General features: G+C 46.6%; 19 protein-coding genes and 1 tRNA gene. 12 read left to right on the top strand and 8 right to left on the bottom strand.

All coding sequences use genetic code 11. The features are described 5' to 3' along the window. Positions 1-26 precede the first annotated feature (26 nt). The 11 genes from BMW79_RS17780 (at position 27) to BMW79_RS17730 (ending at position 15,667) form a co-directional block, all read left to right on the top strand. Complete coding sequence (locus BMW79_RS17780; RefSeq protein ID WP_089897014.1) at positions 27-3,680, top strand: SusC/RagA family TonB-linked outer membrane protein; 3,654 nt, start codon at positions 27-29, stop codon at positions 3,678-3,680. Positions 3,681-3,691: 11 nt separating this feature from the next. Next, the gene (locus BMW79_RS17775) at positions 3,692-5,158 is read left to right on the top strand and encodes a RagB/SusD family nutrient uptake outer membrane protein (protein WP_218150373.1); all 1,467 of its coding nucleotides are present in this window, start codon (positions 3,692-3,694) and stop codon (positions 5,156-5,158) included. A gap of 21 nt (positions 5,159-5,179) precedes the next feature. Further along, positions 5,180-6,346 (top strand): TlpA disulfide reductase family protein, encoded by a 1,167-nt coding sequence (locus BMW79_RS17770; RefSeq protein WP_089897013.1) that lies wholly within the window; start codon positions 5,180-5,182, stop codon positions 6,344-6,346. Between the two features lie 139 nt (positions 6,347-6,485). After that, complete coding sequence (locus BMW79_RS17765; RefSeq protein ID WP_089897012.1) at positions 6,486-7,544, top strand: MFS transporter; 1,059 nt, start codon at positions 6,486-6,488, stop codon at positions 7,542-7,544. Positions 7,545-7,629: 85 nt separating this feature from the next. After that, complete coding sequence (locus BMW79_RS17760) at positions 7,630-8,079, top strand: DUF6010 family protein (RefSeq protein ID WP_245752573.1); 450 nt, start codon at positions 7,630-7,632, stop codon at positions 8,077-8,079. Between the two features lie 12 nt (positions 8,080-8,091). Beyond that, entirely contained in the window at positions 8,092-9,120 is a 1,029-nt protein-coding gene (locus BMW79_RS17755; RefSeq protein ID WP_089897010.1) for a S41 family peptidase, read from the top strand. Positions 9,121-9,193: 73 nt separating this feature from the next. Then, positions 9,194-9,739, top strand: a complete 546-nt coding sequence (locus BMW79_RS17750; RefSeq protein WP_143059202.1) for a hypothetical protein — start codon at positions 9,194-9,196, stop codon at positions 9,737-9,739. A gap of 193 nt (positions 9,740-9,932) precedes the next feature. Continuing rightward, complete coding sequence (gene acpA / locus BMW79_RS17745) at positions 9,933-11,300, top strand: acid phosphatase (RefSeq protein WP_245752571.1); 1,368 nt, start codon at positions 9,933-9,935, stop codon at positions 11,298-11,300. Positions 11,301-11,357: 57 nt separating this feature from the next. Continuing rightward, a complete protein-coding gene (locus BMW79_RS17740) occupies positions 11,358-13,124 on the top strand; it encodes a cytochrome-c peroxidase (protein WP_177192232.1) in 1,767 nt (588 codons plus the stop codon). 384 nt (positions 13,125-13,508) lie between these two features. Beyond that, positions 13,509-15,068 (top strand): ABC-F family ATP-binding cassette domain-containing protein, encoded by a 1,560-nt coding sequence (locus tag BMW79_RS17735; RefSeq protein WP_245752569.1) that lies wholly within the window; start codon positions 13,509-13,511, stop codon positions 15,066-15,068. A gap of 5 nt (positions 15,069-15,073) precedes the next feature. Continuing rightward, a complete protein-coding gene (locus tag BMW79_RS17730; RefSeq protein WP_089897007.1) occupies positions 15,074-15,667 on the top strand; it encodes a TetR/AcrR family transcriptional regulator in 594 nt (197 codons plus the stop codon). Between the two features lie 198 nt (positions 15,668-15,865). Here BMW79_RS17730 and BMW79_RS17725 read toward each other — a convergent pair whose 3' ends face one another. The 4 genes from BMW79_RS17725 to BMW79_RS17710 form a co-directional block, all read right to left on the bottom strand. Further along, positions 15,866-16,444, bottom strand: coding sequence for a hypothetical protein (locus BMW79_RS17725; RefSeq protein ID WP_089897006.1), 579 nt, complete (start codon positions 16,442-16,444; stop codon positions 15,866-15,868). Between the two features lie 78 nt (positions 16,445-16,522). Further along, positions 16,523-16,918, bottom strand: a complete 396-nt coding sequence (locus BMW79_RS17720) for a hypothetical protein (protein ID WP_089897005.1) — start codon at positions 16,916-16,918, stop codon at positions 16,523-16,525. Between the two features lie 136 nt (positions 16,919-17,054). Continuing rightward, positions 17,055-17,138: transfer RNA gene (locus tag BMW79_RS17715), tRNA-Leu, on the bottom strand. A gap of 77 nt (positions 17,139-17,215) precedes the next feature. Beyond that, entirely contained in the window at positions 17,216-17,620 is a 405-nt protein-coding gene (locus BMW79_RS17710; protein ID WP_089897004.1) for a carbohydrate-binding protein, read from the bottom strand. Positions 17,621-17,864: 244 nt separating this feature from the next. Between BMW79_RS17710 and BMW79_RS17705 the strand changes: the two genes are divergently transcribed. Beyond that, positions 17,865-18,917, top strand: coding sequence for an AOC03_06830 family ribosome hibernation factor (locus BMW79_RS17705; RefSeq protein WP_089897003.1), 1,053 nt, complete (start codon positions 17,865-17,867; stop codon positions 18,915-18,917). Positions 18,918-18,987: 70 nt separating this feature from the next. Here the strand turns inward: BMW79_RS17705 and BMW79_RS17700 are convergent, their stop codons facing one another. Genes BMW79_RS17700 through BMW79_RS17685 form a run of 4 tightly spaced genes read right to left on the bottom strand, consistent with a single transcriptional unit; the run spans position 18,988 to position 23,983 of the window. Next, positions 18,988-20,055: a glycoside hydrolase family 76 protein gene (locus tag BMW79_RS17700; RefSeq protein ID WP_089903877.1), complete on the bottom strand. Its 1,068-nt coding sequence runs from the start codon at positions 20,053-20,055 to the stop codon at positions 18,988-18,990. Between the two features lie 14 nt (positions 20,056-20,069). Then, positions 20,070-21,215: a glycoside hydrolase family 76 protein gene (locus BMW79_RS17695; RefSeq protein WP_089897002.1), complete on the bottom strand. Its 1,146-nt coding sequence runs from the start codon at positions 21,213-21,215 to the stop codon at positions 20,070-20,072. 8 nt (positions 21,216-21,223) lie between these two features. After that, the gene (locus BMW79_RS17690) at positions 21,224-22,348 is read right to left on the bottom strand and encodes a SusE domain-containing protein (RefSeq protein ID WP_089897001.1); all 1,125 of its coding nucleotides are present in this window, start codon (positions 22,346-22,348) and stop codon (positions 21,224-21,226) included. 27 nt (positions 22,349-22,375) lie between these two features. Further along, positions 22,376-23,983: a RagB/SusD family nutrient uptake outer membrane protein gene (locus BMW79_RS17685; protein ID WP_089897000.1), complete on the bottom strand. Its 1,608-nt coding sequence runs from the start codon at positions 23,981-23,983 to the stop codon at positions 22,376-22,378. Positions 23,984-23,985: the final 2 nt, after the last annotated feature.

Genomic DNA, 23,985 nt, shown 5'->3' with positions numbered 1-23,985 from the left:
CGTAAGTCTAAAACCAACCAAAAGTTATGCAGTCATCTGCTAAGGGGATGTGCTATCCCAAAAAATCGGGGAAACCGGCGACGCTGTCCGTTCGGCGGTTGCTGAATCAAAAAGTTGCAGCACTGGTATTACTATTAGTGCTCACACTGGCCGGAAAGGCAGTAATGGCGCAAACCATCAGTTTGTCAGCCAAACAGGCGCCTTTATCCAAAATATTGCCGGAGCTGAAAAAACAGAGCGGGTACCAGTTCTTTTACAACGATGCTATGCTGGCAAAAGCCTCACCGGTGTCGCTGGACGTAGAGCGTGCATCTTTGAAAGACGTACTGGCTATCATCTTCCGTAATCAGCCCCTTACCTATGCTATCGTGGCAAAAACGGTGGTTGTAAAAGATACGGCTATGTTATCGCAGATGGATGTAGTTGGTTTTCTGAAAGATGAAAACGGGAAACCTGCCGCCGGCATCAGTGTACAGGAAAAAGGCCGCTCCAAAGGCACCTTTTCCAATGCCGATGGTCTTTTTGTTTTGAAAGATATAGATCCCGGTGCTACTTTATTGTTCACAGGTCTGAACGTGGAAACCCACGAGGTAAGGATCAACGGACGGAGCGATCTGGCCACTATTACCCTGAAAACAAAGGTCACTGCGCTCAATGAAATCAATGTGGCCGTATCCACCGGTTACCAGACTATTTCAAAAGAGCGCAGCGCCGGCTCTTTTTCCAAACCGGATATGGCTGTAGTAGCCGACCGCTCCACCAGCATGAATATCCTGCAACGCCTGGACGGCCAGATTCCCGGGTTGGTGATCAACAACTCTCCCAGTGCTTCTACCGATAAAAATACTTTTCTCATCAGGGGGCTCAACACCCTGCAATCCGACAGGAACCCGCTGGTAGTCGTAGATGGTATCGCGGTAGATGTGAGCAGGATCTCTACCATTAACCCGCAGGACGTGGCCGACATTACCGTGCTGAAAGATGCCACCGCCGCCTCTATCTGGGGTGCCAGGGCTTCCAATGGGGTGATTGTTATCAATACCAAAAAAGGAAAGAGCGGTAAAATGAAAGTAACGTATGATGGGTTTGTGAACTTCCAGGGACGCCCGCAATACGACTATTTCCATATGATGAACAGCAGCCAGTATATCCAGACAATGCGGGAAGTTTTCGATTCCGTAAGTCTGTATATGCCCTACCAGCGCGCTACCACCTATGACCCGCTGAATTCTGTATACGGACTGGCGCCTTCCAACCAGATATTGTATGATATGAAAAACGGCGTGATCTCCAAAGAAGTGGGCAATGCCAAACTGGATAGCCTTGGCCGTATCAGCAATACCTCACAGATGGGGGATATCTGGTATCGCCCTTCCTTACTGACCAACCATACCGTAACCGTTAGTGGTGGTACAGACAAGCATGCTTACTACAACTCATTTGCCTATACCGATAACAAATCTTATACACCCGGCAGCAAGGATAATACCTTCAAACTGAATACCCGCCAGGATTTCAACTTCAACCGGTTGCTGAAAATATATGTAAGCGCAGATCTGACCAATAACAGCACCACCGATAGCCGGCCCATTTCCATCGATAACAGGTATCTCCCCTACCAGTTGTTCCGCGATGATAACGGCAACAGTCTCAACATGCCTTACATGGGTTACCTGAGTGAAAGGGAAAGACCCAATATCGAAAAGCTGAGTAAAATCAATATGAATTACAATCCTATTGATAATATGAATACCGGCTATACGAAGAGTAATACTTTCAGCGGAAGATTCAATACCGGTATTACCGTGAACCTGTATAAAGGGCTGAAGTTTGAAGGTGTATATGCTTATGTAAAAGAAACGGGGAAGACACAGGTATATGACGATGTGTCCAACTATCAGCAGCGCGCCAACATCACGAATTTTGCCGTTGCCAACAGCGATGGAACAGTTACCTATAACCTACCAACGAAAGGGGGACGATACACCGTATATAATTCATCGCTGGATAACTGGGTAGTAAGAAATCAACTGCACTACGACAAAAACTGGAACAACGGCAAGCACCAGTTAACCGCACTGGCCGGCGCCGAAGCCCAGGAACAACGCACGGTGGTAAACCGGAGTACCGTATATGGCTACGACGAAGAACTGCAAACCTACCCGATGCTGGATTATAAACTGCTTTCTACTACCGGTATCGTAGGCCCTATCCTGCCAACAGGTATAGACCGTAAGTCGTCGAGGTTGTCGACCTCCAATGATGAAAACGGCTCTTATTTCGGTGAATCAGAAACGATCCCCCGCTCCAGGTTTACTTCCTACTATGGAAATGCGGCCTATACCCTGTTGCGTAAATATAGTATCAACGCCAGTTTACGTAATGACCAGAGCAACCTGTTTGGTTTGAACAGATCTGCGCAGCGTAAACCGGTATGGAGCATCGGAGGAAAATGGAATATTGCCAACGAGTCTTTTATGCATGATGTATCCTGGGTAGATGCACTGGCGGTGAGAGCTACTTACGGCCTGACCGGGATGTCGCCTAAACCAGGTTCCGCAGCCTCTTATGATATTTTCAAACCAGCTACAGTACGATACGTTCCCGGCGGACAGGCACTGAACATTTCTACCCTCAGCAACCCTGATCTTACCTGGGAAAGCACAAAAACATACAATGTGGGTATCGACTTTGGCATATTACGCAACAGGCTGAGTGGTTCGGTAGACCTGTATCTTAAGAATACCGACAACCTGTTGGGATTATTGCCTGTAAACCCGCTGGCCGGCACCAGTTCCATTTATGGCAATGTGGGCTCGCTGACCAACAAAGGATTTGATATCGCCCTCAGCTCTTTAAACATTGATGCAGGGAAGTTCTCGTGGAGTACCACGCTGAATATGTCGTACAACAAAAATAAGCTCACCAACCTGGGCCTGATTGCTACTCCCATCAGCCGGGGCGATCAGTTGCTCAACAATAGCTACGTATTGAATTATCCTGCCTTTGCCGTATTTACCTACCGGTATGCCGGCCTGGACGCCTCCGGTGATCCACAGATCCGGCTGGCAGATGGTAAAGTAACCAAAGCGAACAATGTGGCCAAACCGGAAGACATGGTCTTTAAAGGTGTATATCAACCGGTGTGGAGCGGTGGATTGTCGAACATGTTCCACTACAAAGGCTTCTCACTTTCTGTAAATACCATCTTCAATATGGGCAATGTAATGTACCGGGATATGAATACCCAGTACTCCGGCAGCTTCAACGTGGGTTATATGAATTTCAGATCGGGCAACATCAATACAGAATTTCTCGACCGCTGGAAGCAGCCGGGTGATGAACTGAAGACCAATGTCCCAAGATTTGTAGCAAATCCGTCTACCAGCAGCGCACAACGTACTACTTCTTATTATACCCGTGGAGATATTAACGTAGTGGATGCCTCTTACATCAAGATCAGGGACATTTCCCTCGTGTACCAGCTCCCCGCACAGGTAGTGAGCATGATGCATATTGAAGGACTCTCCTTCCGTGCGCAGTTATCCAACCTGATGTTGTGGAAAGCCAACCATTACGGTCTGGATCCGGAATTCTCCAACAGCACTTCACCTGGCACCAGCAGTATTATGCCTGCCAATCAGAAGGCCATCACCATCGGTGCTCATTTAACACTCTAAAATTAAAAGCAATGATAAAGGTTGCAAAAAATATAATAATACTCCTTTCATTATCGGTGGCTGGTTTTGTTCAATCAGGATGCAAAAAGGAGTTCCTGGAAGTAACACCCAAAGGCGTACTGATTGCACAAAAAACAGGGGACTATGATATGATGCTGAATGCCGCCTCTCTCCACCAGTTCTCGCTTTTTTCTCCTGCTGTTATGGGAGATGAAGTAGCAGGCAGTGGCAGTTTCAATGTAGTAGGATTTGGCGCCGCTTCCATGGCCGACCAGGAGGCATTCAAATGGTCGGATGATATCTATCTCCCCAACGTCACCGAGTCGGAAATAACGATGTTTGTAAAGCAGGTCTATATCTACAATAAAATCATTGCAGAAGTGATGAAAGCATCCGATGGCACGGATGCACAAAAAAATGCGCTCCGGGCAGAAGCATTGATGGGACGGGCCTGGGTACATTTCCTGCTGGTAAATTTATACGGCAAGCCCTATAATGCAGCCACCGCAGCTACCGACCTGGCTTCGCCTTTATTTATGACCGCCGATGTTACACAAACTACCTTCACCAGGGCCACCGTGAAGCAGCTGTACGACCAGATTGTAGCCGATCTGAACGAAGCTATTCCTTTACTGCCCGAAACCATCACCAACAGAGCGAGGGGCGCCAAACCAACAGCACAGGCGCTGTTAGGAAAAGTATATGTATTCATGCAGCAATGGGATACGGCTTTGCCGCTCCTGCAGGCCTTTACGACCTCCTTGTCCCGCTCCACCATAAAAGTTGGGCTGTACGACTATCATAAAGAATTTGCTGCAAACGGCACCTTCCTCCCTATTGATCCGATGAACGGACCTAACCGGCTCTATGCTGATATGGACAATGAAGTAGCGTATATGCGCTCTGCTGCAAGACTGTATGGTGCAGGGCTTGATGGCGTGGTGATGAGTTCTCAGACAGCCGCACTTTTCACTACCGACGATGAACGACTGAAATTTTTCAGCACCCAGACCTGGTTAACCGGTGCGAGTTATCCTTCCAACATGAGAAGAGCCTGGGGGCAGTCGTACGCAAATATGGGCGTAACGGTAACGGATATATATCTTCTGATAGCAGAATGCAAAGCACGCCTCGGTCAGTTGCCCGCAGCAGCGGAGGATCTTAAAAATTTCCGTCTCACCAGGGTAGCATCATCGGATGCACCGGTACCCACCGCTATTGCAGGTGATAAAGTGGCACTGGTAAAATTCATCCTGGAAGAAAGGATCCGTGAATTTGCACTGACAGGCAACCGCTGGCTGGATATGCGCCGCATCTCGGTGGAACCATCCTATGCCGGCACAGTGGGAAACACGCATAAAGTATATGATGATTTTGGCAAGGTAACCGGCACCTACACCATGAAACCGGAGCGGCTTACCCTGCGGTTTGCCATCTATGTAATGGATGCCAATCCCACAATGTCCAATAATCCGTAAAAACAAAAACCAACCATTCATATGATGAAGAAGTATGCCATACTGTTGTGCAGTTTTCTTGTTGCATCCGGCAGTTTCGCCCAGCAGGGATATACCCTCAGGATCAAACTCAGTCATGTTAAAAATTATCAGCCCAGACTGTCGTATGTAAGTAACGGGAAATTAAGCATCGACTCCACCTACACTACTGAAAAAGGCTGGCTGATCATGAAAGGAACGGTGAATACCGCTACGATGGCCAGTTTCACCGTAAAAGGAAACCCTGCGCTGGAAGTGGTCACCGAAAAACAGACGCTGACCGCTCCTGCTCTCCGCTTCTTTCTGACCAACGACGTAATCACCATTAAAGGCGATGCAGACAAAGTGTATGCAGCCGAAGTACAGGGTGGTGAAGCTAACGCCGACTGGACAGATCTAAGAATCAAAGGAAGTAAAATGGACCAGGAAAGCTGGATGGCCACCAGGAAAATAGCCGATAGCTGCAAATCCTGTGAAAATAAAGTGCTGATGTCGTCCATCAACAAAACAAACAGCGCAAGAGGCAAGGCTATGCAGGAACTGGAAAAGTCGTTCTTCGACAGTCACCCTAATTCCCCTTACAGCATGTATATGCTGTATCGCATGCAAGCTATTATGGAACTGGATTCTTTAAAAGCTACCTACAACAGAATGGGTAGTGCCGCAAAGAAAAACGCGTATGCGAAGGTGATCAGCGAAAGAATTGCCAGCCTGGAAGCCACTGCTGTAGGCCAACCTGCCATTCCATTGCACAAAAAAGATATGAACGGACAGGAAGTTAGTCTGGCTACACTGAAAGGAAAATATGTGCTGCTCGATTTCTGGGGTAGCTGGTGTCATCCCTGCCGCGCGTCCCATCCTCACCTGAAAGAGGTGTATGGTAAATATAAACCCATGGGACTTGAGATCGTAGGCATTGCCTCCGAAAACAGCCATGATCTTGAAAAGAACAGGAAGATATGGCTGGAAGCCATTAAAACAGATGATATCAACTGGGTAAATGTGCTGAACAACGAAGGCATTGAATCTTTTGATGCAGTGAGTGCCTACGGTATCTCTGCATTCCCGACCAAAATCCTGCTGGATAAGGAAGGAAAGATCATCGGCAGATGGATAGGCGGCGAGGCAAAGGAGCTGGATGTGAAGCTGGCGGAAGTATTTGGGAAATAAGTAGTGTCGATAATGTTAATAAAAAAAGTAGCCTCCTTCACCGGGAGGCTACTTTTTTTATGATAGCTGGATGACCGGCAGGTTTGAAATTACGTACTGCCGTATTACCTTCGTCTGCTGAAAATATCCCTGTATTCCTATGAAACAAGTATCCTCTTTGGTTGAATATGGATTCCGGCGCGCGTTTATTACGCTTACTGCGATTATCTGTATCCTGCTGCCAGTAATGAATATCACTGTCGCCGACGTAGCCTTTGCCGACATAAAGGGCCAGTTGGGCGTACCGGCCTACCAGGTCCATTGGGTAACGATAGCCTATGTTCTTGGCCAAATAATTATTATACCTTTTAGCAACCTGCTTTCATCAAAGCTGGGCAGAAGAAATTATCTTGTTGGCGCCATTTTACTTTTTACGGTCTGTTCTTTTTTCTGCGGTAATGCCGCCAGTATCTACGAACTGACAATTTTCCGTTTTCTGCAGGGACTCGGTGGTGGCGGTATGCTGGTGTTATCGCACATTACTATTACCGAAAGCTGGCCTGTAGAAAAAAGGGCTACCTCACAGGCATTTGTGATCTTCGCTATGCTTGTTGGACCGGCATTGACAGCACCTTTCGCAGGCTATCTGACAGATAATTATTCCTGGCCTTTTGTTTTCTTTGCCAATATTCCGGCAGGTATTATAATTGGCTTACTGGCATTCATGTCTGTAAGAAATGTCCGGTATGAAAAGCAGGAATATGCGTCAGGCGTATGGCAAAACACGCAGCTGCGTATTGGCATTTTATTGTCATTTGTCGCCGCCCTTGGAAGAGTATGTTCCTCCTTTACCGATATACCCTCATTAAGCCAGCATACAGCCTCAGTGATCAACCCGGTGTGGCTGGCGATCGCTGTGTTGACAGGGACGCTCCTGCTGACCGTTTTCCTTATGGAAAAAGGGATGGCAATGAAATACATGATCGCAGCAGGTTTACTACTGTTACTGATCGCCTGCTATCTGACATACCAGGGCGGGTCCGTCGATTTCCTTTGGCGGCTGACAATCCGGGGAATTGCGGTTACTTCATTATTCCTGTCGATAGATACCTTCGCGTTATCTCAACTGGAAGGGAAGCAGATAGGCCAGGGCGTAGCCCTTTACAACCTGGCACTGCAACTGGCCGGTGGTATCTGTATGGTATTATTTCCGTTGTGATCAACAATGATTGAAACATCCTGAAAAAGCCCTTAAAGATCCTGGTGGCAGATTTGTTTTCCCATGATCTTTGAAGAAAAAAATTATGCAGGATCATGTTGTTCCTGAGGTTGGGATGCCTCAGATCATTGGCGCCGTTGTTATCGCCATGCTTTATATTGGTATATTCTCCCTTGTAAAAAAAGAAAACCGCACAAGATTAAATGCCATCGTATTGGCGGGAGCCGGCGCCGCTTACCTGAGCAGCGGTCTTGGGCCATGGGAGTTTGCTTTCTGTGCACTGATGACCTTTGTGGCGTATAAGGGTTTAACCCGGAATTATATGATCGGTATCGGATGGATACTACATACCTGCTGGGACCTGGTGCACCATTTAAAAGCGGATGCCATTGTGCCGATGGATCCCACCTCGTCATTTGGTTGTGCCATCTGTGATCCTATTCTGGCGTTGTGGTTCTTTTCAGGGGCACCAAATGTATGGGTCGTTATGCGTGAAAAATTACAAAACCGGCGTACATTGAAGCCTATTTCCTAATCCTTTGAATCTATGACGGGAAGAAGACACACGCATGTTTTATTCTTCGGGGCGCTGCTGGCCGCCTTGTTTACCGGATGCAGTACTACCTATTTACTGGACGACCGGGAGGCTGCCCGGAAAAACATCTCGCCTGCAGCGCTCCATTATTTTAACGATGCCTTTGTGCAGGTCAGGAACCAGAGCATCCGGAAAAAGGATATTGATTTCAAACAGTTGTATCAGGCTTCCCTTGCGCAAATGGGAAAGGCCGTATCCTGGCAGGACACCTATCCCGCCATTCAATACCTGCTGGCAGGCCTCAACGACCATCACAGTTTCTTCCATCCTCCCGCAAAAGAAGGAAGCTCCCTTACCAGTATCTTAAGTAACAAAACAGGCAGCATTCCCTTCAACGCCAGGATAGACGGGGGATACGGTATACTGGAATTAAAGTCGTACAACTCAGTGGATCATGCTGATCAACACCGGATAGCCGATAGTCTTTATACCGCCCTGAAAAAGATGGACGATGAAAATATCAAAGGCCTTATCATTGATTTCCGGAAGATGGAGGGAGGATCCACGGTGCCTTTCCTGACTGGATTTGCGCCGCTGATTAACCAGGATATATTATTGAAATATGTTGACAAAAAAGGGCATGTATCGTATATCACACGTTACAAAAATGGCATCTATACCAAAAGCGGACATAAAACCGCGCGGCTTGGGTATTTGTCTTCCTTTGCGCCGCTTAAGCTATCCCGCAAGCCTATTGCCATTATCATGGGCCACTACACGGCCAGTGCAGGCGAAATGATACTTATTTCATTCCTCGGATTGCCGCAGGTAAAAACATTCGGGACACCGACTTATGGTGTAGCCACCGGCAAAAGCAATATTTTCCTGGCAGACAGCGCATTTATTTCCCTGGCCAGCAGCGTTACCTGCGACCGTAAAGGGCGTTCCTATCCCGGCCCTATCTCCCCGGATCAGTATACAGATTCATCGTCAGTGAGTGAAGACCAGCTGATGAACGATATCCGGCGTTGGATCAGATAGGAACCTATCGCTGTTTTACATATTATGATTATGTTAGCATTTTAATAAAAAAAGGATGCTTATCTTTATCGGTATGATACGGACAATCATTTTTGCCGCTATTTTATTGTCGGGCATGGCTGCTAAAGCGCAGACAGCGCCTTCCTTCGGATCCATGAACGGTATGGAATCCGCCTACAAACGTCCACAGCAGGTGGGCGATACCAATACTATTCATAAGAAATGGTTTGTTACAAAATATGCCGGTGTTTCTACCGGTTTTGTGGCATTTAAAGGCGGCGGTGGGTCCTTTTTGTCGGTGCCATTGGGTTTACAGCTTAACCGGCAGTTGACGCCGAACCTGTTTGCCTTTGGAGATGTGTCGGTAGCACCGGCTGTTTTCCGTTACAACGGAGGCCCCTTTCAGCCTGTGATGAACAAGGGAAATGGTTTCATGCAGACTAACAATAACAACTTTTCCGCCAATGCGGATGCCAGAATAGGTGTGATGTATATCAATAACGACAAAACATTTTCTATCTCCGGCAGCATTGGTGTCAGCAGAGGAACCTATGGTGGGTATTCTCCTTTCTATGGGCCTATGTCTTCCCCTTTCATGGGGATGGGGAATGCCTGGTGAGAGGCATACCTGCTTTAACAGCGCCCTTCCCTTTCACTAATAGCTGCAGCAGTTTCCTTTCCTGTAGCAAGTTTCATCAAAAATTAATTCATAAAACTCATTCCCGTTCATACCTGTTAAACCGACTCCTGGTAAAATATCATTCGAAAAATAAAAATCCAGTCCCTATTTTTACCGGATAACAGTTACAACAATGATGAAAAGGAATGCTAAATTATGCGCTGTTGTCGTGGCGGGCCTTCTGGCAGGCTGTTCCGGCAGTCGCAAGGCCGGACAAACCCAAACGGCGAAATTACCGGCACTGGACGGTATCGAAAAAGTGAACCATGTAGTAGTGATCTATATGGAGAACCATAGTTTTGATAACCTTTACGGACAGTTTGAAGGCGCAGAAGGCCAGGCCAATGCTTCAAAAGAATCTGCATTGCAGCTGGATCGCAAGGGTGAGCCTTATAAATATCTTCCGGCTATACCCCGTTCAAGTGAGTTTCCGACTAATATTCCCAATGGCTATTTCAACATCGACCAGTATGTTCCGGCCGATAAAGAAACGCCTGATGTTACGCACCGGTATTACCAGGAGCGTAACCAGATCAATAACGGGAAGATGAACCTTTTTGCAGCTTACAACAGTACTGCGGGTCTTGCCATGGGTTATTACAAAACCTCGTTGTTGCCTTTATATCCTGTAGCAAAAGAATTTACACTCTGTGATCATTTCTTTCATAGTGCATTCGGTAGTTCCTTCCTGAACCATCAATGGCTGATAGCAGCCGCCACACCTTATTTCCCGGATGCGCCAAAAGAGATAAGGGCGGTAGTAAACAGTGATGGCAAGATGGAAAAAGATGGTCTGGTAACACCCGATGGCTATGCGGTAAACACCATCTACTCTGTAAACCAGCCTTATCCGGCCGGCTCGAAGAAAGAAAACCTGGTCACCAACCAAACCAATCCTACTATCGGTGACCGCCTCAGCGAAAAAAATGTTTCCTGGGCCTGGTATTCCGGTGGCTGGAACGACGCTATAGCCGGCAAACCGGATGAATTTTTCCAATATCACCATCAGCCCTTTATATACTACAAGTCATTTGCTGACGGCACTGCTGCCAAAAAGGAACACCTTAAAGATGAAGAAGATTTCCTGAAAGCAGCCAAAGACGGTACACTGCCTGCAGTATCCTTTATCAAGCCGTTGGGCGTTCAGAATGAGCACCCCGGCTATTCCAGTGTTATTGCGGGAGAAACGCATGCTTTGAGCCTGATTAATGCGGTGCGTAACAGCCCTAACTGGAAAGACGCCGTGATCATACTCACCTATGATGAAAACGGAGGATTCTGGGACCACGTGGCACCGCCCGTAATCGATAAATGGGGACCAGGCAGCCGCATTCCTGCCATTATCATTTCCCCGTTTGCCAAAAAAGGTTATGTAGATCAGACACCATACGAAACCGTCAGTATCCTTTCATTTATTGAAAAGCGCTGGGGTCTGAAACCACTCAACAGCAGGGATGGAAATGCCAATCCGCTGCAGGGCGCCTTTAATTTTAAAAACTGATTTTAATACCAGGTGAAGCATTCCCGGATAGTAATAGTGGTTATGTTGATGGTGGGGATGATACAGCTGTTATCTTCTTTCGCCATCAGAACCAATGATCCTGCGAAAGAAGTTGCGGGAATGCTTTGCCGTGATATAGACGCCTTTTCATTTTACATCAGGGATTCCCTGCAACCCGCCATCAGATCGGGTTCGGAAGAAGACCTCCGGCACTCCTTCCTCACTGCCAGGAAATATTACAAACGGATAGAGTGGGCTGCGGAATACTTCGCCTATGCCTCCGCCAGGTTTATTAATGGCGCCCCTAAAGCGGAAGCAGAGCTGCCCGGGTATATGATCTTAAACCCAACAGGGCTGCAGGTGATGGAAGAACATATCTTTCCCGCATTTGACAGCAGCTCCCGGAACCTGCTGCTTGGCCAGACAGACATCATCCTTGATAAACTTACGGTATTCAAATCCTATTTTTCAGGCATCCCTATAGCCGGCTGGCAGATACTCGATGCAGCAAAACTGGAAGTCTTCCGGATAGAAACACTGGGCATCACCGGTTATGATAATCCACTGAGCAGGAATAGCATGGAGGAATGCGCCACTGCCCTGCAAGCTTTGCGGGATGCACTCGCACCTTATAGTACAGCCGGCAACGCTTCACTGCAACAGCTGAACCGGAGCAGCGCCTTTCTGCTGGCAAACCGGGATTTCGACCAGTTCGACAGGGCTCTTTTCATCCGCCATTACGCCAATCCGTTAACGACCGCCATAGAGCAGCTCCGCAGGCAACTGGATTTCCAGGGTTATCGTTACAACCGTTTATTGCGGCAGGACGTGTTCACCCTGTTCGATCAGGATGCATTTAATGCAGATGCCTACTCCCCTTTTCTTAACCAGGAGCATAAAGCCGCCAAAGCCGCATTGGGTGAGGCTTTGTTTACAGAAACCGCTTTTTCGGGCAACCGCAGTATCAGTTGCGCTTCCTGTCATCATCCGCAAACCGCATTCGCAGAAAACCTGGCCAAACATCCTGATGTGAACGGCACAGGGCTGATAGACAGGAATGTGCCATCACTACTGAACGCAGCCCTACAGCCCCAGCAATTTTATGACCAGCGCGCAGAAACCCTGGAAGAACAGATAAATGATGTAGTACATAATCCCAAAGAAATGGGTGGCCAGATTCATACAGCCCTGCAGGCGATTAACGGTTCAGGCAAATATGAACAACTGTTTGCCGCAGCCTTTCCGGGCAAAGCCCAACCAGACTCCCTAGCGGTAACAGAAGCGCTGGCGGCGTATGTAAGAAGCCTTGTACGCATGAACAGCCGTTTTGATGATTATATGGCCGGTGATGATACGGCCCTTACCGACGAAGAGGTAAAAGGCTTCAATTTATTCATGGGCAAGGCCGCTTGTGGTACCTGTCATTATATGCCGTTGTTCAGTGGCGTACTGCCGCCGAAATTCATCACGCAGGATGCGGAAATACTGGGTGTTCCTGAAAAACAAGGCACTAAAAATATCGACTACGACAGAGGCGTTTTCAAAACGCTCCTGGGCTATAATTATTTTGACAGCAGCCGCTTGTCGGCGTTTGATCACGCATTTAAAACAGTTACCGTCCGGAACATGACGAAAACGGCGCCGTATATGCACAATGGGGTGTTCGCCACGCTGGAAGAAGTAATGGACTTTTATAATGAAGGCGGTGGTGTGGGGAATGGTTTCCTGGTTCACAACCAGAGTTTAAGTGAAAAGAAATTGCAGCTGAATGCAGAGGAGATCAGGCAGGTGATTGCGTTTATGCATGCGCTGGATAGCCGCTAAAGATGGAAACAAACACATAGCCCAAAGAAATAAAATATACAATTGTTTTCAGGCTGCCGGCAATAAAGAACCCCTGTCATAAAGCCGGTCCTAAAAAATCATTAAACCCCAGTCCTTCCTTTCTCTATAAGAAAAGTATACGTGGTGTAAAAAACATTCTTACAGCCGCTTTTAAATTAATTGACAGGTATAATAAATTATAAAACAGCAATATATCTAAAAAAAGGGCGCCTGTTACCCGAAACCCTGATCTGTCCATTATTTTATCTTAACATTTTTGTCTAACAAAAATGAATATTTTATGCATATTTGCCTTCACGAAAGGCAGTATTCATATTCAAAACCGAAAATCCAGTGGGCTTAATTATAAAATCATTGAGTTACGTGCATCCTGATAATGAAGAGTTATTTTATGACCTGAATTTCATCCTGAATAATGGAGAAAAGGCCGCATTGGTGGGAATAAATGGCGCCGGCAAATCAACATTGCTTCGCATTCTTTCAGGAAAGATTGAATTAACATCAGGAGAAATTCTCTCTTCAGCACTCCCCTGGTATGTGCCACAGCATCTGGGAGAGTTTGACACTTGGTCTGTTGCGAAGGCATTACAAGCAGATAAGAAACTGAAGGCACTTTATGCCATATTGGGAGGAGACACTGATGCAAGACATTTTTCACAGTTGGATGAAGACTGGGATATCGAAAATAAAGTTAAAAGAGCCCTGGAAAAATGGGACCTTGGAAACATAAGTGAAAACAGGCCATTGGGAAGCCTGAGCGGTGGTCAGAAAACCAAAGCATTTCTCGCAGCAATGGAGCTGAACAGTCCGCAGCTCATTTTACTGGATGAGCCCTCCAATCACCTGGATAGCAAAACCAGGAAGCAGCTATATACGATGATCCTTCAAAGCAAATCAACCATGCTTATTGTGAGTCACGACAGAACACTATTGAATCTCATGAATAAAACCCTGGAGCTGAATGAAAAGGGAATTGAAGTATTTGGTGGAAATTTTGATTTTTATCAGCAAAAAAAAATGGAAAAAGTAAATGCATTGCGCGCCCGGTTGAACGAGCAATCCAAAGCATTGAAAGCATCTGAAAAAAAAGCGACAGATATGGCCGGCCAAAGAGCCCAGCAGGAGTTCAAAGGCAGGTCGGCAGGATTAAGCCATTCAATACCGCGTATTATTGCCGGTGGCTTAAAGAATAAAGCGGAACGCAGTACTGCAAGAATGATCAATACACATGAGGAAAAGATCGCCACCCTGCTGCAGGATATTGAAAACACCAAAGCCCAGATCCAGGAATACGAAATTCTTAAAATCGATATCAGGACGCCCGCATTCACTCCGGGGCAATTGCTTATCGATATCGCAGATATCAATTTTAAGTACAGTGATAAATTTTTATGGACTAATCTGCGCTTCCAGATTAAATCCGGCGAGCGGGTACAGATCGAAGGCGAAAATGGCTGCGGGAAAACTACCTTACTGAGAATCCTTACACGGGAGTTGACACCCTTTGAAGGTGATTACAACAGTGCCCCATTCAACTATTTTTATCTCGATCAGCACTATTCAATGATAGATCCTAAACTAAATGTTTATGAACAGATACAATCATATAACAAACATGGGCTGGAAGAACATGACCTAAAGGAATTATTGGTTTCTTCACAGTTTGACCCGGCAACCTTCGACAGAAAATGTGCAGTACTAAGCGGCGGTGAAAAAATGAAACTATCTTTGAGTTGTTTATTAGTCAGCAACCAGGCACCGGATCTGCTGATACTTGATGAACCGACAAATAATCTCGACATTAAAAGTCTCGATGTATTGACCCTGGCTGTAAAAAATTATGACGGTACGTTGATCGTAATTTCGCATGATGATTATTTCATCAGCGAAATAGGAATTGACCGCAGAATAAACTTAACTTAAAGGATATGCCAATAAAAAATACGGGAACGGAACAACTTATAAAAGACACTGCAAAACGGTTGATTTTTACAGAAGGAAAACTTCATGCCACTACACAGGAAATAGCAGATGCCGCTGGTGTTAACAGAACAGCCCTGCATTATTATTACCGATCAAGAGATCTGTTAATTGCTGCTATATTCCAGGATGCGATGCAGGATCTGAGCCAACGCCTCAACGAATGTATGACCGCCCCGGAATCTTTTAAAACCAAAACAGAAAACATTATCGCTCTTTTCCTCCGGCATATGATTGCTTTTCCTTACCAGGAAACATTCCTGGTCACCGAAATCAATACCTTAGGTACCAAACTGATTGACAATATCCAGTCAAACCCTGTAAAATCCTATTTAAAAGAAGCAGCTGAGGAAATGGAGAAAGGAACAATTGAGAAAATGAATCCCGCCCATTTTCTGATGAACTTATTTTCCCTTTTATCATATCCATTGATCATGGCGCCGCTATACAAAAAGTTATTCCGGTTATCCGGGAAAGATTTTAAAGCATTGATAGACGAGCGTGCAAAAATTATTATCCGTTTGTTATTTAAAAGTCAGTGATGTCACTAGCTTTATTTCTCATTAAAAAGGCGCTTCAGATTGTGGTGTTTTGTGATCCAGCATATTGTCGATCGCTCCCCATCTGTAGCCGAGGTTCAATCTTCGCAGCATCTCGGAAATAGCCATTGCCAGCGCATCATGAAGGCATACGACGACTAAGTCGCAACCAAAGGCAGCATCCCAGATTAAGTAGAAACTTTAGGAAACACCGCTTCTTCTCATCACATTATTAACTTTTCTGAGAAAACTCATATCCATCCAATCGCCCATGCTTCCGTTGATGGTGAACTGTCCTGCTGCACCATTGATGCTGATATCAAAGGTGTATACCTCGTCAGCGGTTTCACTGGCAGTGATTTCCTGTGTGATAACAGGTGAATCAGATAAGGTAACCCAGCGTTTAAAGCAGGTGATATATTCGTTGGCCCCTTCAAAGGTATCGTGTGCTTCATAGTACATCCCATCAGCGCCTAACATATCTCTCAGGAACTCGTAAAAAAAACGCGGGGACTGTCCATTATCAGCAAGCCCCAAATCTCCTCCTTGTTTTAACAAGTGGTATTTTTCCAGTACATAATTGATTGGCGTGGCCAGCTGGTCCTGAGGTTCTTTCGCTTTGTGGTATGGATGTTCGTCGAAGACGGCTGCAACAGCCCCATCTTCACGGTAAATGGTGGTTGTTCCTACCGGGATATCATCCCGGTCTACTACCAACAAAGTGGATCGTTGCCCATTAGAATAGTAGTACTCTTTCTGAATACGGTTTTCATGGTACAATTTACTTTTCTCTCTTAGCTTGCATTCGGGTGTATAAATTGCTTTAACAGCGTTTCCTCCTTCTTCGTATCTCCAAACTTATTCTTTTACTGTCATAGAACCGGACATCAGGACCGTTATTTCTTCTTCCGGGTATTCCCAGGTTTGCTCTATAGCTTTTTCTTTCAGGTTTTCGCGGACACTGGTCAGGATATAGCGTTCTTCCTGTCCGTTAAATTCCGCTAATAATGGTGGTATCAATGATTTATACTTCCAATAGTCAGCTGTTGGGCTGATCGTATCCAGATTAATGACAAGAAATTTATCGTTAACGAAGCTGTGTCTGTTGAAATACAGTTCAAGGCTAAAATCGTTATTGCTCCAGATCTGATAGGGGCCATAATCTGAATAATCGTCATAGGAGGCCAATACAAGGCCGGCATTTGCGAAACGTTCTTCACCAAGGATATCGGGTATATGCGTTACCAGGTCCATAAGTTATCAGGGATAATATTTGCGGAAGATATAAATTTTGGGTGTAGTGTGTCAATTATGTGTCGAAAATGGTGCGAAAAAATAGGTAAGGCATAAATGAAAAAGGTTGCAAGCCGAAACTTACAACCTTTGTTAGTGCCCAGAACTGGATTCGAACCAGCACACCCTTGCGGGCGCTGCGACCTGAACACAGTGCGTCTACCAATTTCGCCATCTGGGCAACTGATATTCGTGTCAGGGAGCGCAAAGATAATCACCTATTTCTTTTTTCCAAAAAAAATAACGGAAACGGATACACTAATAATTAAAAATGAAACCGAAAGCAGTAATGCTGAATGGCATTCCACCCTTTGCAACCAGGTACAGGTCGTGTACTCCTTCTGCATGACGCAGATTACCGGTCAGTTTGAGCGCATAGGTGCTATCGCCTGTATAAGGAATATCCAGCGTACCAATAATCTTTCCTTTGGGTTTATCGATCCGGAATTCTAACCGGGCATTGCTCTTTTTATGTTCGGAAGCCACTTCCACCCGGAAACCTATTTCACCAAGACTCAGATTTACCTGCGCAAAAGCAAGATAACTCCCCTCCTTCATCTGGAATTCTGTGGCACGATTCCCCTTTTTAGCCGCCGGCGCAGCTGTCTGTCCGTAAACAGACACCGGCACAAAAGCAAAAAGCAGCAATAACATCAGCCTCATAGGGATAGGATAGTTGTCTTCTTCTCTGTTATATGGTCAGGAATGGTTTTCCCGGCGATAAATTAATAATAAAAAAGCTAAAATTAAGGAATTATGTAATATTATAGCAAAATAATAACGTGAACTGATCAGTATCAGCCAGTAAAGTGACTTATATCAGGTGCCAGCCTCCCCTTCCGTGTTACCTTTAAGAACGAATTAAACATTGTATTCAACAGTTTGTTAAGGATAAAAAACGGAAATCATGGAACAAGCACTTATGACTTTGAGTCAATACCACGGAGCACCGGCTGTGACGATATTATTGTCTACCCATAGAACACATCCTGATAATAAACAGGATCCTATCCAGCTAAAAAAACTGACAACGGAAGCGGAAACCAGGCTCTATGAGCTGTATGATAAAAGAGAAGTATGGCCCGTACTTGATAAAATAAAAGCCGCAGAAGCGGAAATCAATCACGACTATAATCTCGAAAGCCTCGCCATCTTTGCAAATACAGATGGGGTTCAGGTTTTTAAACTGCCCATTGCCACCACCGACCGGGTAGTAATAGGCGATCGTTTTGAAATAAGGCCGTTACTGAAAGCATGGCAACAACAGGAACATTATTACATCCTCACCATCGCGAAACAAAAAATCCGTCTGCTGGAAGCATATAATGATACCCTGATCCGGGAGATCAATAACGCCGACTTCCCGCTGGCTAACCAATATTTCACCACAGATCCCATGAAACTGCAACAGGACGCTATCGTAGACGATCTGCTGAAAGAGTATTTCAATGTGGCGGATAAAAAGTTCAAACCATATTATCATGAAAATCCACTCCCGGTCATCCTCCTGGGCGACACCAAAAGCATCGCCTACTACCAGGAACAGATGGATATCAAAAATATAGTCATCGCCACGGCGCCAGGCAGCTACGACGATACAACTGCTCACGAAATTCTGAAAGTCACCTTCCCCCTGATCCAACAGCATATGGCGGATAAACAACAGGGAGATCTGAACGACATTGAAGCTGCGCAATCCAAACAGAAGGTGCTGAACGACCTGGGCGATATTTACCGGGCTGCGGAAGCCGGCGCTGCTGAAACACTGTACCTGGAAAAAAATTATTTCTTCCAGGGCGCTATCGATAACGGTACTATAGCGGAATCCGGTAAACCAGGAGCGGAAGATGTTTCCCTGGTGGTGATAGACACCGTACTCAGTAAAGGCGGTAAAGTAGTGTTTATGGATGAAAACACGCTCAATGCTTATCAGGGTATTGCACTGGTCACAAGATATTAATACGCTTTCTCCTTAAAATAACGAAGCCCGCAACGATGATCGTTGCGGGCTTTTTCAATATAAACAGGCCTTACTGAATAACGGCCAGTCTTGCATAAATCTCCATCATACCTGCCTGTCCCAGCAACTCCTTTTCCGGGCGGGTGCCCAGCATATTGTTGCCGGGATTGCGGTCCTGCGCCCATACTTTGTCCGCGTAATCCTGCATGGCACGGATGTATTTCGGCTGACTATCAGCTCTGTACAATGCCTCATAGCCCCGGAGCAATACCGCATTGAACCAATAGGAAGAATGGAAGCGGCCATTCCGGAAGAAATGCCGGTAACTTCCTTCGGCTATATGCTGCGCTTCTTTTAGATATGCCCCCTGCTTTGTAATCTGGTACAGCTTTACGTTGGCTTCCAGCATGGTACCGGTATTATAAGTATAGGCAGCGGAATCGATGCGGTTGTTCTCTGCCGGCTTAATGGCATCCCAGTATACGCCGTCGGCACTGCGCAGATAACGGTTCACCCAGTGATACAACAACAACGCCGTGTCGAGATAGGCCTGCTGATGGGTGGCATCATAAAGTTGCAACGCCAGCAGGATACCCGGCCCGTTTGAACAGGTGTTCTTTGTTGTATTATCTCCTTCTTTCCAGTACAAACCGCCTCCGCTCACGGTATCATATCCTGTCATCATAAAACGGTAGATCTCCTCCCCTTTCTCCAGGTACCATTTTTTACCGGTTCGCGTATAGGCGTCGAGGTAGGCAATACCGATCCACTGGTTATCGTCATAGTAACGGTCTTCCCTTCTTTCCTTCAGCACGTAGGAAGCGTAGCCGGGTGCAGGAGGAATGGGATCATAGTATTGATTGATCGCCCCTATTACAGGCGCCATATATGCTTTGCCAGGAATCATCCGTTCCATTTCATTGGCCGCCTGGATAAGGCCACAGAGGCCCCACAGATCGGCATGCGGATTATGATTCTTTGTGCGGTCACTGGTCTGAATATATAACCCGGTTTTACTTTCATAGAGATACCGGTCTACTGCTTTCTGCAATGCCTCAGCCTTTTGCCGGTTGCTTTGGGCCAATATACTGCCGGCTACCAGTAAACACCATAAAGTAAGCGTCGTTTTCCTCCCCATCTTTCCTGTTTTCATTACTTGAGCAGTCCCATACTTTTCAGTTTCACGGCTGCTTCAATAAGCATAGCGCCGCTCAGCTGGGTTGTGAGATCTGTGCTGGTAGCCGTAGTGGTCCAGTCTTTATTAAATAATACCTGTGGCTTCATGGTTCCTTTCTGCCATAATGTTTCTGCATTCAGTTGCAGGAACGCGGCATATTTGGCAGCGTCTGTGCTGCTGATGCTGCCGTCGGTGATGAGCAACATCAGGTAACGCACCAGGATGCCCTTGAACAGGCCACCATCGCCTGCGCCTTCATCTTTCAGGATATTGGCATTGGTAAACCCACCGGCAAGCGCATTGTTGGCGGTTTTCAGTGCATCATTGAGATAGATATTCTGACCGGTGAGTTTATACAACTCCACGCCAGCGCCAATAAACACACCCTGGTTATAGGTGAAGTTCCAGTTCTTGGTCACCTGGCCACTACCGTCCTGGTTAATACCATCCCATACAAGGCCGGTAGCCGGATCTACCAGCGTGGCTTTCTGCCAGTCGTAGATCTTTTTTGCCCAGGCAATATCATCTGCGTTTTGGGTCAACGCATACATGCGGCAGGCGATAATACAGGCCGGTGCATTGGCAGGTGTATTTTTATAGTTCTTTGATTTATCCTTATTCCAGTGGATACCACCACCCCAAACATCATCCCAGCCGCCTTTGATATCATTCCAGAGCAGCACGGCCACATCTTTGTATTTAGTATCGCCGGTGGCTTCAAACGCGCGCAAACAGGCAATGTTCATCCATTCCATGTCGTCATAGAAATGGTTGATATAAGTGCCGCCGTTCTTCACTTTCATGCCAGCCAGCAGATCGTCCATACGGGCTTTGATAGCAGGGTCATTTTTACGTATATAGGCATCCGTTAGCACATCCAGTGCGTGTGCATTGGGCCAGTAATTAAAGGTATTGCTACCGCCACTGTTGGCATTGAAATATTTCTCTGCGTTCCAGAAGTTACCGGTAACGCCCTGCAGCGATGAATCTGCAATCTGCGCCCAGTCGAAAACATAGCGAGCCTTATTGGCGCCCGGACCCGGGCCATCATCTACAGGTTCTTTCAAACATGCAGTGAAGGCCAGGGAAAGCAATAAAAGGGAATATCGTATCAGCTTCATAGCGGTCTTTATTTTACGATGATTTCGTGGGTGTAGTTCTTGTCGGTGGTAAAGTAAACATTGATGTCGCAGTTCTTGGTATCTGCTTCTGTAGCGAATTTGTAGCAGTAGCCCCACTGGTCGTTACCCGCAATAGGACGCAGTTCCCAGAAGCTGAGCGGCGTGGTGGAAGTAGGACGGTTGTTATCGCTGTTGGCGCTTCCAAACCATTCTTCACCGGCAACGCCATCGGCATCTTTTACATTCAGGCGGAATTTGTAACGTTCATCACGGCCCCATGATTCCTGTTTGAAGGTGATCAGTTGGTTCTGAGCTTTCCAGGTACCATTGCCGGCATAACTGATTTCAAATAAGAATTTATTCAGCGGGGCAAACCAGAGACCGATCGTTGTCAGTTCCGTTACCGTTGCAGCCGCATTGTTGAAATCGAGGCGGATGCGGTATACCTTGGTACCTGCAGTTTGTTCGTTTTCACCACCTTCTTTAACGGCGGTACCGCTCAGGGAATAGATATTCGGTGTACCGGTGTTTCTGCTCGCGAAATGGTATTTACCATTCTTGAGAGAAGTGTAAATTTCATATACACCAGGGGTGGTCGCTTTCAGTTTCAGTGCTTTCGACAGGTCGGCTCCGGCTTCTGTAGCATCTCCTGTCAGGAACACATCTGTCGGAATTTCTGCAAAACCATTAGGTCTTTCTACTTCTATCAGTTTTGTTTCCGCTGCTTTCTGGATGTTATATCCTTTGGCAGCGAGTACGGTCCATTTCAGTTTGCCGGTAGCAAGAGAGGCAATGCCTGCTTTACCGGCAATGCTGTTCAGGTCTTTGTGCGACAGCGTCAGTTTGTTTTGTACGCCACCACCGTCGGAGGCATATTTGGCAACTGGTGCGGAAAAGTCGCCTCCTTCTTTATCAAAGGCCACCTCGTATTGTACGAGGGAGCCATCTTCTGCGCGGGCCTGATCCCATTCAAAGCTGACAGTAGCGCTGGTGGTAGGTTGCAGCTTGATATATTTATTATCCAGCGGGGCAGTGAGTTTTGGCACCGGCTGCATATTGGTGTTAAGATTATAGTCGTCTTTCTTACAACTGAAGAATAAAACACTGAGTATGATGATCAAATATTTTTGCATGTTATTACAGTTTTAGGTGGAAGGATATTACCAGTCTTGGTTTTGTGAAAGATTTTTATTCTGATCGCGTTCTACGGTTGGCACCGGCCACAGGTAGTGTTTGGGATTGGTAAACAACCTGTTTTCCACGATGATATAACCGTTCGGATCTTTGTTGAATGCGCCGGAAGTCACTTTAATACCTCTTACAGGTCTGTTCATCACAGCATCTGCCGTTTTCCAGCGGCGGATATCGTATACACGCAGTCCTTCAAACGCGAACTCAGCACGTCTTTCACGACGGATCCCGGTACGAAGCTGATCCTGAGTCAGGCCAGCGTTAAACTGGGTAGCGCCTGCATCAGTAAAACCAGCCCGTACGCGGATCGGCCGGATAGTTTGATTCCACACCGCTTCATTCATCTGTGCCAGTTCATTCTTTGCTTCTGCATACATCAGCAATACATCCGCATAACGGATCATGATGAGGTTCAGGCTGGAAGCATAATTGGCAGCGGCGCGGTCGTAATATTTATAGAAATAGTAACCGGTGGGAGATGCACCCTGGTCATCCACGGTATTGGTAGCCGGTACGGAGCCTGGCTTCGTCAGGATGGTTTGTACGGTACCGGTGAAATCGATCACCTTGGAGCCATCATGCAGGATGGTGGCTTCGAAACGCGGATCGCGGTTCACATACGGATTGTTTTCATCATAACCGGAACCTGCGTCACCGATGGCCTTTCCGTTGGTCATGATATAATCGTTTACCAGGTCTTGCGTAGGTACCAGTACGCTTCTTAAGGCAGCAATAGTCTGCGGCATAAAGGAACGTTGTTTGTCGTACGTTCTGCCACCACCGTATTGCAGGTCCAGGATCACTTCACTGTTGTATTCGTTGGCTACGGTAAACTGGTTGCTATAGCTTGGAAACAGTGAATAGGTACCGTTATCTGTTTTGGTGATCAGTTGTTCGCAGTCGGCTACTACACCGGGCCATTCGCTGCGGAACAGGTGTACACGGGCGCTGAGGGCGATAGCTGCACCACGGGTAACGCGGCCACGATCGTTCTGTGCCTGTTGCACATTGGTTGGCAGATCTTTCTGGATCGCTGCCAGTTCTGCCAGCACAAACTGCTGGATCTGGTTTTTATCTGTACGCGCAATGGTGCGGGACTCGTCAATGGAAATCAGGTTCGTGTAATAAGGCACATCACCATACCAGGCTGTCAGCTGAAAGTAAGCATAGGCGCGGATAAAACGGGCTTCTGCCACAATACGCGCTTTCAGTGTGGCATCCATATTGGGCACCCGGTCAATGTTGGTGGTAACGGTATTACAACGACGGATCGTGGTGTAATAGTAATTCCAGGTATCTGCCACGCGACCGTTGGCTGCGTCGTAGCCGCCATTGGCAATAGCATTAACGTTAATCAGACCGCCGCCGCTGTTATAGGCGTTGTCACTCAGCGCTTCATCTCCAAAGAAATAATCATCTTTTGAAAGATGCTCATAGCAGGCGGTGAGTGCATCGAGGGCATCCTGTGAATCGCGCCAGTAAGCCGTTTCGGTAAACTCCCGCGTGATAGGCTGATCCAGTTTACGACAACCGAATAATCCGCCTGCCAGTAATATTGATAAAAGTAATTTCTTCATAC

Source organism: Chitinophaga arvensicola (assembly GCF_900110835.1).
Taxonomy (GTDB): Bacteria; Bacteroidota; Bacteroidia; order Chitinophagales; family Chitinophagaceae; genus Chitinophaga; species Chitinophaga arvensicola.
Note: the sequence above shows the minus strand (reverse complement) of the source record. Positions and strands in the feature narration are given on the sequence as shown.